This window comes from Francisella philomiragia subsp. philomiragia ATCC 25015 (genome assembly GCF_000156715.1).
In the GTDB taxonomy this organism is placed as follows: Bacteria; Pseudomonadota; Gammaproteobacteria; order Francisellales; family Francisellaceae; genus Francisella; species Francisella philomiragia.
The window spans coordinates 165,174-181,767 of the sequence record NZ_DS999316.1; the positions used below are offsets into that span (position 1 = coordinate 165,174).

Genomic DNA, 16,594 nt, shown 5'->3' on the forward strand with positions numbered 1-16,594 from the left:
TATTCATATTAAAGGAGAGTGCTAAATTATGAAAATAACTGGCTCTCAAGCTATTGTTAAGTCGTTAGAAGCTCTTGGGGTTGATTGTATTTTTGGATATCCTGGTGGAGCAATTATGCCTACGTATGACGCTTTACATGAGGCAAAAGATACAATTCATCATGTACTTGTCCGTCATGAGCAAGGAGCTGTACATGCGGCTGTAGGCTATGCTAGGGCTACTGAAAAAGTAGGAGTGGCGATAGCAACTTCAGGACCGGGGGCAACAAATCTTATAACAGGAATTGCTGATGCTCAGATTGATTCTGTTCCTCTTGTTTGTATTACAGGTCAAGTTTTTAGTCCATTATTAGGTACAGATGCATTCCAAGAAGCAGATATTATTGGTATGTCTGTAGCAGCAACCAAATGGAACTATCAAATTACAGATCCCAACGAGATACCAGAAATATTCAAAAAAGCATTTGAGATAGCATCAAATGGTAGACCAGGTGCTGTGCTTATTGATATCACAAAAGATGCACAAGTCGGTATGATGGAGTATAAGGAAGCAGTTGGTAATAAGCTAGGTAAATGGTTGCATAAACCTACTATAAATATGGATGATATTTTAAAAGCATCTGAATATATCAACAATGCTAAAAAACCTATTTTAATTACAGGTCATGGAGTTATGCTTTCTGGAGCAGAGGAAGCAGTATTGAAATTAGCAGAGAAAGCAAATATACCTGTTGTGAGTACTTTACTAGGCTTGTCAGCATTTCCTTATAATCATGAGCTGTATAAAGGTATGTTAGGCATGCATGGTAATTATGCAGCAAATGTTCTTTGTAATGAAGCTGATGTAGTAATTGCTGTGGGTATGAGATTTGATGATAGAGTAACTGGTGATTTGAATCATTATTTACCAAATGCGAAGATTATCCATATAGAAATTGACCCTTCTGAAATTAACAAAAATGTTAAAGCTGATATTGGTATCAATGCTGATGCGAAAGAGGCACTAAATTGTTTGTTACCATATATAGCTAATAATTCTCATAATGAATGGCATAACGAGTTTGCATCTGAGCATCAAAAAGAAGTAGATGCTGTCATAAGAGATGAAACTATGCCGACTGAAGGTGAATTGAAAATGGCTGAAGTAATAAGTCTTTTATCTAAAGCTACAGACGGTCGTGCTATAATAGTTTCAGATGTTGGTCAACATCAGATGATTGCTGCTAGATATTATCAGTTTTTAGAAACTAACTCTCATATTAGTTCTGGTGGTTTGGGAACTATGGGATTTGCTCTTCCGGCAGCAATTGGTGCAAAGATGGGGGTTAAGGATAGTAGAACTGTAGTTGCTGTAATAGGCGATGGCGGTTTTCAGATGAATATACAAGAGTTAGCTGTGCTTAACCAAGAAGGAATTAATGTTAAAATTCTAATTCTGAATAATTCATTCTTGGGTATGGTTCGCCAGTGGCAGGAATTATTTTTTGAGAGTAGATACTCTTATACAAAAATATCATCACCAGATTTTGTGAAAGTAGCAGAAGCATATGGAATACAAGCTGAAAGAGTAAAAGAGAGAAAAGATCTAAAAGATGCTATAGAAAGATTTCTTAATTCTGACAGTTCATATTTGCTTGAGGTAATGGTAGAAAATCAGGAAAATGTTTTTCCTATGGTTCCAGCAGGTGAATCAATTAGTAACACAAAGCTAGGTAGAGAGGAGTAGAGCTATGAGCGAAAATATATATTTTATAACAATGAATACTGAAAATACTCTTTGTGTGTTACAAAGAATTTCTTCTGTTTTATCACGTAATCGTGTAAATATAGAACAGTTAACAGTTTTTGAAACGGCAAATAAAGGTATTTCTCATTTCAATTTGGTAGTACATAGTACACAAGATAAGATAGAAAAAATCGTAAAAAAACTGGCAAATGTGATCGAAGTAATAGATATTAATATTACAAACTGTTTACCTATGCAGGGAGCTGTAGTGAGTGAAATTCCACAAAATGTAAAAACAGTTAGTCAAAGAAAAGCAGCTTAATTAAAATTTAGGAGAATATAATAAATGGCAAAAATGAAATTTGGTAGTGTAGAAGAAACAGTTGTAACACAACAAGAATTTACTTTAGAGAAAGCTTTAGAAACTCTAAAAGACGAAACTATCGCAATTATTGGTTATGGAGTACAAGGACCGGCTCAAGCTCTTAATTTAAGAGATAATGGTTTTAATGTAATAATCGGGCAAAGAGAAAACTCTAAATCATGGGACAAAGCTATCGAAGATGGTTGGGTTGCTGGTAAATCTCTATTTAACATTGCTGAAGCTACTGCTAAAGGTACAATTGTTGTTAACTTGTTATCAGATGCTGGTCAGATTGCTTCTTGGAATACTATTAAAGAGAACCTTAAGTCAGGTGATTTATTAATGTTCTCTCATGGTTTCGGTGTGACTTATAATGAAAAAACTAGCATTATTCCACCAGCAGATGTTGATGTTGCTTTAGTAGCACCAAAAGGTTCTGGTACTAGTGTTAGAAGATTATTCTTAGCTAAGAAAGGTATCAACTCAAGCTATGCAATCTATCAAGATGCTACAGGTAATGCTGAAAAAAGAACTTTAGCTTATGGTATAGGTGTAGGTTCTGGTTATTTATTTGAAACTACTTTTGAAAAAGAAGTTTATAGTGATTTAACTGGTGAGAGAGGTGTTCTTATGGGTGCTCTTGCTGGAATCATTGAAGCTCAATATGAAGTTTTACGTGCAAATGGACACTCTCCAAGTGAAGCTTTCAATGAGACTGTTGAAGAGTTAACACAAAGTTTGGTACCTTTAGTTGCTGAAAATGGTATGGACTGGATGTTTGCAAACTGTTCTACTACAGCTCAAAGAGGTGCTTTAGATTGGGCTCCTAAATTTAGAGATGCTACTAAAGGTGTGTTTGCTGAATTGTATAATGAAGTAAAAAATGGTAATGAAGCACAACGTACTATTGATAAAAACAGTCACGCTGATTACCGTAAAGATCTTGAGAAAGAGCTTGAAGAACTTAGCCAAAAAGAAGTATGGCAAGCTGGTAAAACAGTTAGATCTCTTCGTCCTAATAAGTAATTAAATCATAAAACTATCATCTCTAATATTTATCTATAAAAATTTATAAATTTACTTAGAATTATATAATAGATATATCCTTTGATTATTAGGCTATTTTTTTCAAAAAATTCTCTATAAACTCTATTCTTTGTTCAGCGGTTTTAGTGCTTTTTGTGATGAGTAGATCTTGTTCTTTCGTGATTCTAAAATCAGCAGGCTGAGCTTGAATTAGCTTTATTAGCTTTTGAGGCTCAAATTTAGTAGTGTTAGCAAAATTAATCTTACCAGATGTGGCAAACATTTTTATTTGTCCAATGCCTAGACTTATAGCATCAATTTTGAGGTGAGCAACTTTTAGAAGATATAACACTTCAACAGGTAGCCTACCAAAACGATCAATAAGTTCAATTTTTATATTTACTAATTCTTTATGATCGGCTTTTGAAATTCGTTTATAAATATTCAATCTAGTATTTACATCACTAATATAGTAATCAGGAATTAGTGTTGGAATATTAAGTTCAACTTCACAAACAGTTGAATTAATGACATCTTCAATATTCAGCTCCTTCCCAGCTTTAAGATTAGCAATCGTTTTATCTAAGAGATCCATATATAGATTTAGACCTATACCATCAATATTACCACTTTGTTCTTGTCCAAGAATCTCTCCAGCTCCACGAATTTCTAAATCATGATTTGCGAGTGTGAAGCCACCTCCAAGTGAATCAGTGCTACCAATAGCCTCTAACCTTTTTGTAGCATCTTTTGTAATACTACCTTCACTAGGAACTAGCATATATGCGTAAGCTTGATGGTGTGAACGACCAACTCTACCTCTTAACTGATGTAATTGAGCTAGACCTAGATTGTTAGCATCTTCGATAATTAAAGTATTAGCATTTGGAATATCAATACCTGTTTCAATAATTGTGGTACAAAGTAATATATGATATTTATTATGTTTAAAGTCAAACATTATCTTTTGAATTTCTTTTTCACTCATCTGACCATGAGCAATAGCTATTCTCAAACGAGGGAATAATTCTTGAAGAATTTCTTTTTTCTTTTGAATAGTATCGACTTTATTATAAAGATAGAAAATTTGTCCACCACGAATGGTTTCACGACTTACAGCTTCACGAATTATGTTATTATCATATTCCTTAACAAATGTTTTTACAGATAAACGTTTAGCAGGGGGAGATGCAATAATTGATAAGTCACGAAGTGCTGAAAATGCCATACTTAAACTACGTGGAATAGGAGTTGCTGACATTGTTAGAATATCTATTTCAGCTTTCAGGGCTTTTAATTTTTCTTTTTGCGCGACACCAAAGCGATGCTCCTCATCAATAATTAATAATCCCAAGTTATTAAAGTCAATTTTTGAGGATATAAGCTTATGTGTGCCAATTATTATATCAACAGTACCTTTTTTGAGATTATCAAAAAGCTCTTCTTGTGCTTTTGCTGTTTTTGAACGAGTAATAACCTCGATATTTACAGCAGTATTAGCAAACCTGTCTTTAAAACTATTGTAGTGTTGTTGAGCTAAAATAGTTGTAGGTACTAAAATTGCTACTTGCTTTTGATTTTGAGTTGCTAGAAATGCTGCTCGCATCGCAATTTCTGTTTTTCCAAAACCAACATCACCACAAATAAGTCTGTCCATTGGCTTAGCAGATATCATGTCTTTGAAAACATCATTTATCGCTAAGATTTGATCAGGAGTCTCTTCATATGGAAAATCTGCACAGAATCGTAGATATTCTTCTTCATCTAAAGAATTGCTGAATCCTTGTCGCATTTCTCTTTTTGCATATATCTCTAAGAGATTTGCAGCAACATCGATAATCTTTTTGATAGTCTTTTCTTTTTGCTTTTTCCATTTATCTGAACCAAGTTTATTTAATGCTATTTTTTCAGTAATAGAAGAGTTATAAATAGAAATTAGATTTAATGAAGTGATTGGCACATAAATTTTTGCATCATTTGCATATCTTAGAAGTATAAACTCATCTTTTTTACCATTTAATTCAATACTTTCTAAGCCTTCGTATCTACCAATACCATGATCAATATGGACTACATGCATTCCGGGTTTTAGATCTGTCAGATCTTTAAGGTCAACAGTAGGGTGATAATCATGTTCTGATATTTTAGAAGAGTTTTGAATATGCTCAGGAAAAAGATCTGATTCGGTAATTAATATGATTTTCTTATCAATTATTACACCTTCTTGAAAAGGTGAGATAATTAAGCAGAATTTATCTTTGATTTTAAGAGCATCGTCAAAACTTTTTGCAATTCTTATATTTAACTGTAATTTATTCAAATGTTCTAAAAGTATTTCACCACGTCCATTCGAATCAGTTGAAAATATAACTTTATCAAAATTAGAGCTATCTATTAATTTTTGTAAATCCCTAAAAGGATTAGCTAATTTATAGTTTGCTGAGATTTTTTCTAGATGATCTATATTTAGAGTTTTAGATTTAGATTTTGGTTGTTGGAACCATTTGATATGTTGATGTTTTTCATACAGATCTTTGACTTCTTTTTGTGAATAAAAAAGTTCTTGATATGGTAAAACAGGTCTATCAATATCATGCTTTAACTCGTTATATCTATATTTAACCTCTTCTGAGAATGCTTCAATTGAGTTGCTAATATTGTCAATAAGGTGAATATTTGCAGACTTTGGTAAGTAGTCAAATAGACTAACAAGTTCAGGATAAAATAATGGTAAATAGAACTCTATACCACTAAAGTATTCATTATTTTTTATATATGTTGCAATAGTTGAATTTTGCGATTGTTCACCACATAGTATTTTGAGTTTTTCTAATGCTAAAGAAGTATTTTGTGAATTATAAATCATCTCATGTGAAGGCATAATATTTATAGATTTTATTTCTTTGCCAGAGCGTTGAGTTTCTGTATCTAACTCTTTGATTGTATCAACTTCATCATCGAAAAGATCAATTCTAAAAGCTACTTTTGATCCAACTGGGAAAATATCAATAATACTACCACGGATACTAAATTCACCTTTTTCAAAAACATTGTTTACTAAAGTATATCCAGCTTCGGTTAGTAATACTTTTTGTTTAGTTATATCTAAGCTATCACCTATCTTAAGTATAAAACTATGTTCTTTGATAAACTTGGCAGGTGGAAGTTTTCTTAATGTATTTGAAATACTTGTTATTACTAGAGTATTTTTAGGATTCTGTGTAAGTTTATGCAATATTTCTTGTCTTCTTGAGATAATGTCTATTGCTGCAGAAAATCTATCATAAGGTAGTATTTCTAAGTTAGGAAAATAGAATACTTCTATTTTTGAGTCTTTATTTAGATACTTTAATTCATCATAAACTCTATGCGCTTGTTGAGAGTCTTCAGCAACTATTAGATTAAATTCTCTATTTTGTTTAAGATATTCGTTAAACAGAATGCTAAAAGAAGAACCATAAGCATTGGACACAATAGTATCTTTTGCAGATATTTGATTGTTGAGCATTAAAATTTAGTAGATTAGAAATTATTAGAATAAATAATAATATAAATTAGTCTCTATCTCCAGCTACAGCACCAAAGATTTGTAATAGAGTTACGAAGATATTAAATAGAGAAACATATATGTTAACAGTTGCTAAGATATAGTTAGTTTCTTCACCTCTTACGATAGCATTCGTTTGCCATAAGATAAATCCACCAGAGATAAATGCAAACACTAATGAAATCACGAAACCTAAAGCTGGTATCTGTAAGAAGATATTAAGTACTAGAGCAACTATTGCAACAATAGCGCCTATAGCACAGAATGTTCCCACTCTATTAAAGTTTCTAGCAGGGCTCATAGCAACTACAGATAAGCCTAAGAAAATTAGACCTGTAGTACCAAAAGCCATCATTATAAGCTCAGCACCATTTGAAAATGCTTGGATGTAATGATTTAATATTGGTCCTAGCGAGTAGCCTAAAAGTCCAGTCAGTGCAAATGTTAAAACTATTCCCATAGGCGAGTTTTTAGTAGCATTAATACCAAATAGTAATCCAATGTAAACTACAAGCATTAGTATAGGGTTCAACACCGCAGCGCCTGAGCTCATAGCAACAAATGCCATCAAAGCACTAAATAGTAGTGTCATTGACAGTAACCAGTATGTATTTCTAAGAACCTTGTTAGCTCTTAGTGCAGACTCTTGTGATAGAGAATCTATTACACGAGTATTGTTTTCAAAGTTATTCATTTTTTCTCCTTTTTTAAATGTTTTATATATGAATAAAATTCAATCAGCTAAGATTATAGCATAATTGTATATTCTTAAATATGGGGTACGAAGTTAAAATTACAAGAAAATTGTTTATAAACTAATAGAGATATCATATAAAAAAGAGACAAATATTAAAGAAGAAAATATTAGATACAATAAGCTAGTTGTGATAACTTCATTTCTACCGCCAGCAAGTATCTTACCAAGTGAGAAATATATCGGGACAATAAAAATATTTAAAACTAAAGCTAATATAGTGGCAAAAATCAAAGCTAAATTGCAAAAAAGAACATTGTTGGTAAAAATAGCTATCATTAAAATAAAAACTCTAAAAGTTTCTATATACAGCATAGTTTTTATGATATGAGATTTGGTAATTGATTCTATGCGTAATGTTATTAGTTTGAATCTCCATCCGAAATATATGATTATACATATAAAATACCCAGCTAGTAGAAATAGTGATGTACTTAATGGAGAATTGAGATATTTTGGATTCATAACATTTTCATATCTAAGAAAGCTAAGATAAAAGATTTTATTTACTGCGAGAAGACCTAAGCTAAAATATACATATTTTAGAAGGTTTATACCACTTTCTTTATTATTTGAAATAGTAAGAATATGCAGATAAATCAAAGATAGAGGTAAGATAACCAAGTTTAGACTACTAAAGACATTAAGATTTTGTAGCAAATAGAATAAAATAAATGAAAATATAAAGAATATTAATAATACCCCATAAAAGCTGATATTAAATCGTTCAGTCTGATTAGTTAGAGAAGTGTTTAGTTTATAGCTATTTTTTAAGAAAAAAACTAATAAAAATATAGTTATAAATAGATAAAATATTTTAAAATTATACATATCTTTAAAGATTGTAATATAAGATATAATCCCTATTGCAATGCCAAGTAAAGCACTAGAGTAGACACCTATAAAACCATAAATTCTACGTAAATCAGTTTTTAGATAAAAAGCACTTAAGTTGAATAGAAGATTAACAATAACAATTGCTACTCCAATCCATAATACCGAGCAACTAAATAATATGATATTATGTATAAATGACAGAATCATAGCGATGATTATGAGCTGTAGCCCATGAACTATTGATTTGGTTGAACCAAAGAGATAATTACTGATACAACCAAAAATTCCAGCAAAAAAGATTACAAAGAGATAGTCATTTCTATTATAAAATAAGTCAATATCACCGTAACTATTTAAAATAGTCATAAAAGGTCCGATACATAAACATATGCAAAATGTCATAAATGCTATAATATGCAGGCCTTTGGGTTGATTAAAATGAATATTTACTTTAGATATTTTTTTAATATTTCTCATTATCTAAGCGCTAACTCTTGTAATTTTGTTAAATAATTTTGCTCATCTGGTAGAGTATTATATTTCTGTGATAGCCACATTTCCTCTGCTAGATAGTCTATCATAAGATGATGTACTTTATGCTCATCATTGTTATATTTACTAAGTAGCTGATGATACGTGGTATTTATCCCGATAGGGCGATTAGTTTGTACTTGTTCAATAATTGCTAAATGAAGGCTAATATGCAAAAAAGGATTTATTTGTCCCATCTCAGGCGAATAATCTTTATCAATGTTTTCAATAGTAATTTGCTTATGATATTCAGGGTGTAACTCTATAATTCTAGATATTTGTTCTTCAATAGCTGTTAGTCGTTGTTTATTTAGAAACTTATTCCAGCTATCTATAAAAAGTTTGCGAAGCTGATATCTATCATGAGAGAAAATCATAAATATTTTTCCTTATCCTTAAATTCACAGTACTGAAAAATTATACAATTACGACATTTAGGTTTTTGAGCTGTGCATATATATCTACCATGTAGTATTATCCAGTGATGTGCATCTTGAAGATACTCTTTAGGAATTACACGTAAGAGTTTTTTTTCAACTTCATTGACATTTTTACCTTTTGCTAATGGTATACGATTAGCAAGTCTAAAAATATGAGTATCAACCGCCATAGTTGGTTGATTAAATGCTGTGTTAAGAACTACATTTGCAGTTTTTCTACCGACACCCGCTAGAGATATTAGATCATCGAAGTTATCAGGCACTTGGCTATCAAATTTTTCGATTAAATCTTTACATGTTGCGATTACATTTTTTGCTTTAGTTTTATATAACCCAATAGATTTAATATATTGGGCTAACTTTTGTTCACCAAGAGCATATATTGCTTCAGGAGTATTGGCAATTTTATATAAAATTTGAGTAGCCTTATTCACACTGACATCAGTGGCTTGAGCTGATAAAATAACTGCAATCAATAGTTCAAAGTTAGAGTTATATTCAAGCTCAGTCGTCGGATGAGGGTCATTTTTTTTCCAAGTTTCAAAAATTTGGATTCTCTTCTGTCTATTCATTATTTGGTGTAGGTGTAGACTTTTTTCTATTTTTATATTTCGCTAATGAAGCAGCAATATAAGCTTTTTTATCTATTTCTTGAGCAGTAGCAATATTTTTATAAACGGCTCTTTGCTTAGCTTTTGTTTGATTTACTCTATACTTATGATATTCATATCTATCTCGGTAATGATTTTTTTGTTGAGTATATTGCTTCTCATCTAGATTACTAGGTTGCATATCTGTAGCTAAATCAGCTAGAGATATACAATCCATCGGACATGGTTCAATACAAAGTTCACAACCAGTACATTCTGATTCAATTATAGTGTGCATGAGTTTTTTTGAACCTACAATAGCATCAACTGGGCATGCAAGTAAGCATTTCTCACAACCAATACACATTGATTCATCAATCTTTGCTACAGCACGAGGTTTGTATTCTCCAAGTGAGCTATCTAGTGGTATTTCAGGTTTATTTAAAAGTTTTGATAATTCTTTTAAAGTCTTTTCTCCACCAGTTATACACTTGTTGTGCTTTTCACCATTTGTAATAGCTTTAGCATAACTATAACAGTCATCATAAGTACATTTTTGGCATTGTGTCTGTGGTAGTATTTTATCAATTGCTTCTATGGATATAATCATCTTAATATAGTTCTATATTTGTTTTGGTTTCGATATTTTTTATGTAATTGCTAATATTATTAGGAATCTCAAGCAAATCCCTAGCCATAGTTAGTATGAAAAATACTGGAAAAATATTTATATCATCCCAAGAAAAGTTATCACCATTGATGAAAGGAGTTTTAACAAAGGGAGCTATTTCTCTAAGAATTTTATTTATCGCTATAATTGAGTCGTAGGGAGGATTTCTAAGCAGAGCATCAAAATCACCAATATATTGAGATTTTTTATTTATAAAATAATCTTTAGCACTTTGTGTTGGGAAATCACATTCATTACCAGGATGATGTGGAATACGAGGATATACTATTCTGCGATAATGCTCAGCTAGTTTAGCAACAGACTCTTTGGCGTAATTATCAATCGTTGATTCTGCTATCTCAAAATTTTGAGTTTTTGCTATAAACTTACAGATTTCATCACTTTCTTTTATAAATGTTCCGTCATCTTTCTCTAAGAAAGGAACCTGCTTAGAACCAATTCTGTCTATATGAGATTTTTCATCATCATTTGCTAAGATTATCATCTCATAGTCTAATTTGCTTAGATCTGCCACTAGTCTAACTTTTATACAATAGGGGCAGTGATGGTAAAGATATATTTTCATATTTTTTTGATATTATAAAAGTTTTAGATATTATAGCATCTCTTAGGAAGAGGTAAACTTGTTTAGCTAGTCAGAGATTATGTCAGGAAATAATAGGAAATAAAAAAATGCCAAATTTTTATTTTTATTTTTTATAAAAGACATTAGTATAAAACTTATTTTCTTTTGGAATACCTATGTTTAAAGATCTAAAAACAAAACAGAGCTTTACAATTGCGGCAATTACATTCTGGGGGCAATTTGCTACCTATAGTTTTAATGCTATTTTAATTTTATACCTAACAAAATCAGTACTAGATTATGGTATTGGTTTCTCAGAAAGTCATGCTTATTCATTTCAGGGTATTTATAAGGCGATGAATTATGCAATCATTATGTTTGGTGGATATATTGCAGATAGATATCTTGGTTTGAGAAGATCTATATTTTGGGGTAGTTTGTTACTTGCTTTTGCATACTTAGCAGTATTTTTAAGTGGCTTTATGGTGCATTTCAGTAATGAGTTTTTTATTTTTGCATTTGCTTTGGTTCCTGTATGTGGCTCTTTGCAGTTAGGAACAGCATCAGCTATGGTATCAAAAATTTATAGCAAAGATCCTGTGCATGCAAAAAGTGGCATGACAATGTTTTATATATCTATTAACTTGGGTAGTTTACTAGCTTATTTAGTAGCTCCTTCATTAATTGGATACCAATTTGGTGCTTTAGCGGTATTAAGTGTGGTTTTTGTTGGTAAGTTAATAGCGATAGCAAACTTTTCTTATAGATATAAAATCTATGACAATGTCGTTGACGAAATTGATAAAAAGCCAATGACAAATGTGGCTAAAAAAGTTGTTTTAGGATATCTGGCTATAGTATATGTTTTTACAGTAATTTGTTATCACTATCCAGATTATGCAAATGTCGTTGTGGCAGGCATCAGCATGTTCTGTTTATTACTATTTTTATTTAGGACAATATTTTTCTTAAGAGATGATGTGCGTATTAAGCAAATAGTTGGTCTGATATTAATAGTTGTAGCAGTAGTATTTTTTGTTATCTATAATCAAATGGAGTCAACTCTTGTCATGGCTGCAAAGAATAACTCAGATCTTTTGATGTTTGGGTTTAGTGTAAATCCTGCAAGCTATCAGATGGTTAATCCAATTTTGATAATATTTGGTGGTATGTTACTTATAAGAATATATCCACTTTTACCAAGATTTTATATACCTTACCAGTTTGCTGTTGGAGTTTTGTTGGCTGCTATGGGGTTGTTTATAATGTATTATGGATTCTCTGTAGCAAATGATGGTGTAATTAGTGGTAATTATATTACCTTATCCTATGTATTAATCTCGATATCAGAGTTGTTTGTAAGTGCAATTGGACTGAGTATGATAGGTATATACTGTGATAGTAAAACAATAGGTTTTGCAATGGGTGCATGGTATATATCTTCATCTATGGCAAATTCTATTACAGGATTATTAAACCAAGTAGTAGCTCTTCCAAAAGATGGTGTTAGTGCCGTAGATAGTGCTAGTTTGTATCAAAATTATTTTTTTGATACAAGTGTGAGTGTTATGTTTGTAGGAGTATTTGTGCTTATACTTGCATATTTTTTGATAAGATTTATGAGAAGAAATAATATAGAATTTGTATAAGTATTAACCTAAATTAGGAGCATTAAAGTTTCTTTTAGCAGCTTCTTGATCTAGCAGATATAAACCACTATCTTTAACAATTTTGATCTTATTAATCATATCACCAACAGTAGCTTCCTCTTCAACTTGTTCATCTATAAACCATTGTAGAAAACTCTTAGTAGCATGTTCTCTTTCTTCTAGTGCTATATCCATTAGATTATAAAATCTAGTCGTAACTTCTTGTTCATGCTCAAGAGTAGTTTCAAAAGCTTCAAGTAACGAATTAAAATTATTTTGTGGTGCAGCAACAGATTTAACCTCAATGCGACCATTTTTATCATAGATAAATTTCATGATCTTTTTTGCATGGAAAAGCTCTTCTTCATACTGAGCCATAAACCAATTAGTGAAGCCACCTAAACCAAGGTCAGATGTGTAACCAGCCATAGCAAGATAAAGATTAGCTGATTCTAACTCATAATTAAATTGGTCATTTAAAGCGTCAAGTAATTTTTGTGATAGCATAGTATTTTCCTTATTTTTTTATCGTTCTATTACAGTTTAAATGTTTTTGAAATCATCTGCAAATTATATATAAGTCGATTTTTTTATATATGATTGTGAGTAATAATTTCTATAAAATAGATAATCTGAAAGTAAATATTTATAAATAGGAGTTTATCTTTTATAATGTAGTGAAAATTATAGATCAAGCGAATGCTCCAATAATTGTATGAAAGAGATATCTAATATAAAAGTAAAAATTGAGAGTGGTACAAAGTACACTACAGACCATGGTTTTCATGCCGTTAAAGATGGTATTAGGAACAAAAAAGAAAACTCAGTACACATACGCAAACCAGAATGGTTAAAAGTAAAAAAACAAGATTCAAAAGAGTATTTAAAAGTTAAGTCAATAACTAAAAAACATAGATTATCGACGGTTTGTGAAGAAGCAAAGTGTCCAAATATCAATGAGTGTTGGTCTCATGGAACAGCTACAATTATGTTGATGGGTGCTGTGTGTACTAGAGCTTGCAAGTTTTGTTCAGTAGATACAGGTAATCCAAAAGGATGGCTAGATAAAGAAGAGCCTCAAAATACAGCTGAAAGTGTTAAACTTATGAATCTTGAATATGTCGTATTAACATCTGTAGATCGTGATGATTTAGTTGATGGTGGTGCAGGACACTATGCAGCTACAATTACTGCTATCAAAAATCTTGATGAGAACATAAAGGTTGAGGCATTGACTCCTGATTTTGCTGGGGTTAAAGAAAATGTTGATAAAATTATTAATACAAAAGTTGATGTAATAGCTCAGAATATAGAGACTGTAGAGCGTTTGACTCATCCTGTGCGAGATCCAAGAGCTGGATACTGGCAGACTTTGGAGTTTTTGAGATATGTTAAACAAAAATCTCCTAATATCCTGACTAAAACTAGTATTATGGTAGGTCTTGGCGAGACTGATGAAGAAATATATAAGACTATGGATGATGCGCGTAGTGTGGGTGTGGATATAATAACTCTTGGTCAATATATGCAGCCTACTAAACATCATTTGAGTGTAGAAAGATTTGTTACGCCACAGCAATTTGAAGAATATCGTAGAGTTGGACTTGAAAAAGGATTTTTAGAAGTAGCATCAGGTCCTATGGTTAGATCAAGCTATAGAGCAGACAGAGTTTTCAAAAGAAATAATCTAGACTTATAAAATAATAAAACATAAAGGTGAATTTAAAATGGCAAAAATAGCTGTAGTATTATCTGGATGTGGTTATCTAGATGGCTCAGAGATACAAGAGACTGTTTTAACAATACTAGCATTAGAAAAACAAGGTGTAGAATGGCAAGGGGTTGCGCTTAATAAAAATCAAAAACATGTTATTAATCATCTTCATCAAAGTGTTGATAGCAAAGCATCTCCTCGAAATATTTTAGAAGAATCTGCACGTATCACTAGAGGTAATGTTATTGACATAGCAGATGCAGATAGTGATGAGTATGATGCAATCATTTTTCCGGGCGGTTTTGGTGCAGCCAAAAATATTATGGATTTTGCATTTGTTGGTGACGAAAGTTATCAAATGAATCAAGATGTGTTGACTTTTGCGCGAGCTTTTTATTTGGCAGATAAACCTGCTGGATATATATGTATTGCACCATTGATGATTCCCTTAGTATATCCAGAGGGTACAAAAGCAACTATTGGTACAGATGAGAATACATCTGCTATCCTAGAGAAAAAGGGTGCAGAAGCTATTCTTATGGATGCGACAGATATATGCGTTGATGAATCTGTAAAAGTTGTGTCAACTCCAGCATATATGTGTGCTAAAAATATTTTAGAAGTATCTCAAGGTATTGATAAATTAGTAGAAAAAGTAGTTAGTTATATATAAATAAAGTAGGTGTAAAAATGGCAGGTCATAGTAAATGGGCTAATATTAAGCATAAAAAAGCAAAAGAAGATGCTAAAAGAGGAAAAATCTTCACAAAGCTTATTAGAGAAATAACTGTTGCTGCAAGGTTAGGGGGTGGAGATAAGGATGCAAACCCACGCTTGAGAGCAGCCATAGCAACGGCTTTTGCTAATAACATGAGTAAAGATACTGTTGAGAGAGCTATCCTTAAAGGTGCAGGTGGTGATGATAGTGCTAATGTTGAAGAAGTGCGCTATGAAGGTTATGGACCGGGTGGAGTTGCTATAATAGTAGATTGTATGACTGATAATCGTAATCGTACTGTAGGAGAAGTTCGTCATGCCTTTACAAAAAGTGGTGGTAACTTAGGTACTGATGGTTCGGTTGCTTATATGTTTACTAAAAAAGGTATTATTTCATTTGCTTCAGGTGTTGATGAGGATGCTCTTATGGAAGTAGCTCTTGAAGCTGGTGCAGAAGATATTATTACTCATGAAGATGGTAGCATAGATGTCTTCACAACACCTCATGATTTTTCGGATGTGCAAGAGGCATTGATCGCAAAAGGATTTAACTCTGATAATGCTGAAGTAACTTTTGATGCAGAAACAAAAGCCGAGCTTGATATCGAAATTGCCGAGAAGGTTATGAATTTGATTGATAGATTAGAAGATCTTGATGATGTACAGAATGTATATTCTAATGTTAACTTTACTCAAGAGTTAATGGAGCAGTTAGGATAGTTTTTTCATATTTTTTTATGTAATGACAAGTTGAGACTTGTTGTTACAAATGTTATTTGTAATATCTAAAAAGCTTCTATCTATTGGGAATTATCTATAATAAAATTTTTATAAGTTTATTTAAGGTTAGAAAGTCTATAAATGGTAATCTTAGGAATAGATCCGGGTTCTAGAATAACAGGTTTTGGGATCATAAAGATTCATGATAATAAGTTGTACTATGTAGCAAGTGGCTGTATCAGGATTACAGAAACGGGTACCGCTAGAAGACTTAAACAAATTGCTGATGGCATTACAGAAGTTGTAAGTACTTATGCTCCTACTGAATCAGCTATAGAGCAGATCTTTATGTTCCAGAATCCTGGCGCGGCACTTAAGCTTGGACAAGCTCGAGGAGTAGCGATGTGTACCCTTGCTATTAATAACCTTGAAGTATCAGAGTATTCAGCCAAACAAATCAAGCAAGCTGTAGTAGGAACCGGTGGTGCTGCTAAGTCTCAAGTTCAACATATGGTACAATCAATACTAGGTTTAAGCAAAAAACCACCTGAAGATGCTGCGGATGCTTTAGCTATAGCAATATGTCATTATCATAGTAGTAAGTCTTTAGCTAGAATTGTTGGAGCAAGTCGAGTATCTCAAAAAAGAATTAGATAAATCTAGTAAAACTGTTTGTCTAAAGCTAAATGCAAATCTATAATAGTTTTAACATAAAAATTACGC

The 16,594-nt window shown here is 31.8% G+C and carries 16 protein-coding genes; 8 read left to right on the forward strand and 8 right to left on the reverse strand.

Features of this window, described 5'->3' with window-relative positions; all coding sequences use genetic code 11:
- Positions 1 to 28 precede the first annotated feature (28 nt).
- The 3 genes from ilvB to ilvC are packed head-to-tail and all read left to right on the forward strand — an operon-like array spanning position 29 to position 3,116.
- Complete coding sequence (ilvB, locus tag FTPG_RS06160) at positions 29 to 1,726, forward strand: biosynthetic-type acetolactate synthase large subunit (protein ID WP_004287565.1); 1,698 nt, start codon at positions 29 to 31, stop codon at positions 1,724 to 1,726.
- A 4-nt stretch (positions 1,727 to 1,730) separates the two neighbouring features.
- Complete coding sequence (locus tag FTPG_RS06165) at positions 1,731 to 2,048, forward strand: acetolactate synthase small subunit (RefSeq protein ID WP_004287566.1); 318 nt, start codon at positions 1,731 to 1,733, stop codon at positions 2,046 to 2,048.
- Between the two features lie 24 nt (positions 2,049 to 2,072).
- The gene (gene ilvC / locus FTPG_RS06170) at positions 2,073 to 3,116 is read left to right on the forward strand and encodes a ketol-acid reductoisomerase (protein WP_004287567.1); all 1,044 of its coding nucleotides are present in this window, start codon (positions 2,073 to 2,075) and stop codon (positions 3,114 to 3,116) included.
- Between the two features lie 88 nt (positions 3,117 to 3,204).
- On the opposite strand, the gene mfd is transcribed toward ilvC, so the two are convergent.
- From mfd to grxB, 7 genes are all read right to left on the reverse strand, one after another.
- Positions 3,205 to 6,624, reverse strand: a complete 3,420-nt coding sequence (gene mfd / locus FTPG_RS06175; protein WP_004287568.1) for a transcription-repair coupling factor — start codon at positions 6,622 to 6,624, stop codon at positions 3,205 to 3,207.
- 46 nt (positions 6,625 to 6,670) lie between these two features.
- Positions 6,671 to 7,357 carry a Bax inhibitor-1/YccA family protein gene (locus FTPG_RS06180; protein ID WP_004287569.1) on the reverse strand — a complete coding sequence of 229 codons (687 nt, stop codon included), beginning with the start codon at positions 7,355 to 7,357 and terminating at the stop codon, positions 6,671 to 6,673.
- A 114-nt stretch (positions 7,358 to 7,471) separates the two neighbouring features.
- On the reverse strand, positions 7,472 to 8,731 hold the full coding sequence (locus FTPG_RS06185) for a hypothetical protein (RefSeq protein ID WP_004287570.1): 1,260 nt from the start codon (positions 8,729 to 8,731) through the stop codon (positions 7,472 to 7,474).
- Positions 8,731 to 9,162, reverse strand: coding sequence for a DUF1841 family protein (locus FTPG_RS06190; RefSeq protein WP_004287571.1), 432 nt, complete (start codon positions 9,160 to 9,162; stop codon positions 8,731 to 8,733). Before FTPG_RS06190 ends, FTPG_RS06185 begins: the two co-directional genes overlap by 1 nt.
- Positions 9,159 to 9,797 (reverse strand): endonuclease III, encoded by a 639-nt coding sequence (gene nth / locus FTPG_RS06195; protein ID WP_004287572.1) that lies wholly within the window; start codon positions 9,795 to 9,797, stop codon positions 9,159 to 9,161. Before nth ends, FTPG_RS06190 begins: the two co-directional genes overlap by 4 nt.
- Positions 9,790 to 10,425: an RnfABCDGE type electron transport complex subunit B gene (locus tag FTPG_RS06200; RefSeq protein WP_004287573.1), complete on the reverse strand. Its 636-nt coding sequence runs from the start codon at positions 10,423 to 10,425 to the stop codon at positions 9,790 to 9,792. The genes nth and FTPG_RS06200 overlap by 8 nt, the downstream gene beginning before the upstream one ends.
- A gap of 1 nt (position 10,426) precedes the next feature.
- Complete coding sequence (gene grxB, locus FTPG_RS06205; RefSeq protein ID WP_004287574.1) at positions 10,427 to 11,071, reverse strand: glutaredoxin 2; 645 nt, start codon at positions 11,069 to 11,071, stop codon at positions 10,427 to 10,429.
- A gap of 176 nt (positions 11,072 to 11,247) precedes the next feature.
- Here grxB and FTPG_RS06210 point away from each other — a divergent pair, with 176 nt between their 5' ends.
- Positions 11,248 to 12,720, forward strand: coding sequence for a peptide MFS transporter (locus FTPG_RS06210; RefSeq protein WP_004287575.1), 1,473 nt, complete (start codon positions 11,248 to 11,250; stop codon positions 12,718 to 12,720).
- Positions 12,721 to 12,723: 3 nt separating this feature from the next.
- Here the strand turns inward: FTPG_RS06210 and FTPG_RS06215 are convergent, their stop codons facing one another.
- Entirely contained in the window at positions 12,724 to 13,227 is a 504-nt protein-coding gene (locus FTPG_RS06215) for a ferritin (protein WP_004287576.1), read from the reverse strand.
- 208 nt (positions 13,228 to 13,435) lie between these two features.
- Here FTPG_RS06215 and lipA point away from each other — a divergent pair, with 208 nt between their 5' ends.
- The 4 genes from lipA (at position 13,436) to ruvC (ending at position 16,528) form a co-directional block, all read left to right on the forward strand.
- Entirely contained in the window at positions 13,436 to 14,419 is a 984-nt protein-coding gene (gene lipA / locus FTPG_RS06220; RefSeq protein WP_004287577.1) for a lipoyl synthase, read from the forward strand.
- Between the two features lie 28 nt (positions 14,420 to 14,447).
- Complete coding sequence (elbB, locus tag FTPG_RS06225) at positions 14,448 to 15,107, forward strand: isoprenoid biosynthesis glyoxalase ElbB (RefSeq protein WP_004287578.1); 660 nt, start codon at positions 14,448 to 14,450, stop codon at positions 15,105 to 15,107.
- Between the two features lie 17 nt (positions 15,108 to 15,124).
- Entirely contained in the window at positions 15,125 to 15,871 is a 747-nt protein-coding gene (locus tag FTPG_RS06230) for a YebC/PmpR family DNA-binding transcriptional regulator (protein WP_004287579.1), read from the forward strand.
- A gap of 141 nt (positions 15,872 to 16,012) precedes the next feature.
- Positions 16,013 to 16,528 carry a crossover junction endodeoxyribonuclease RuvC gene (ruvC, locus tag FTPG_RS06235; protein WP_004287580.1) on the forward strand — a complete coding sequence of 172 codons (516 nt, stop codon included), beginning with the start codon at positions 16,013 to 16,015 and terminating at the stop codon, positions 16,526 to 16,528.
- The last annotated feature ends 66 nt before the right edge of the window (positions 16,529 to 16,594 follow it).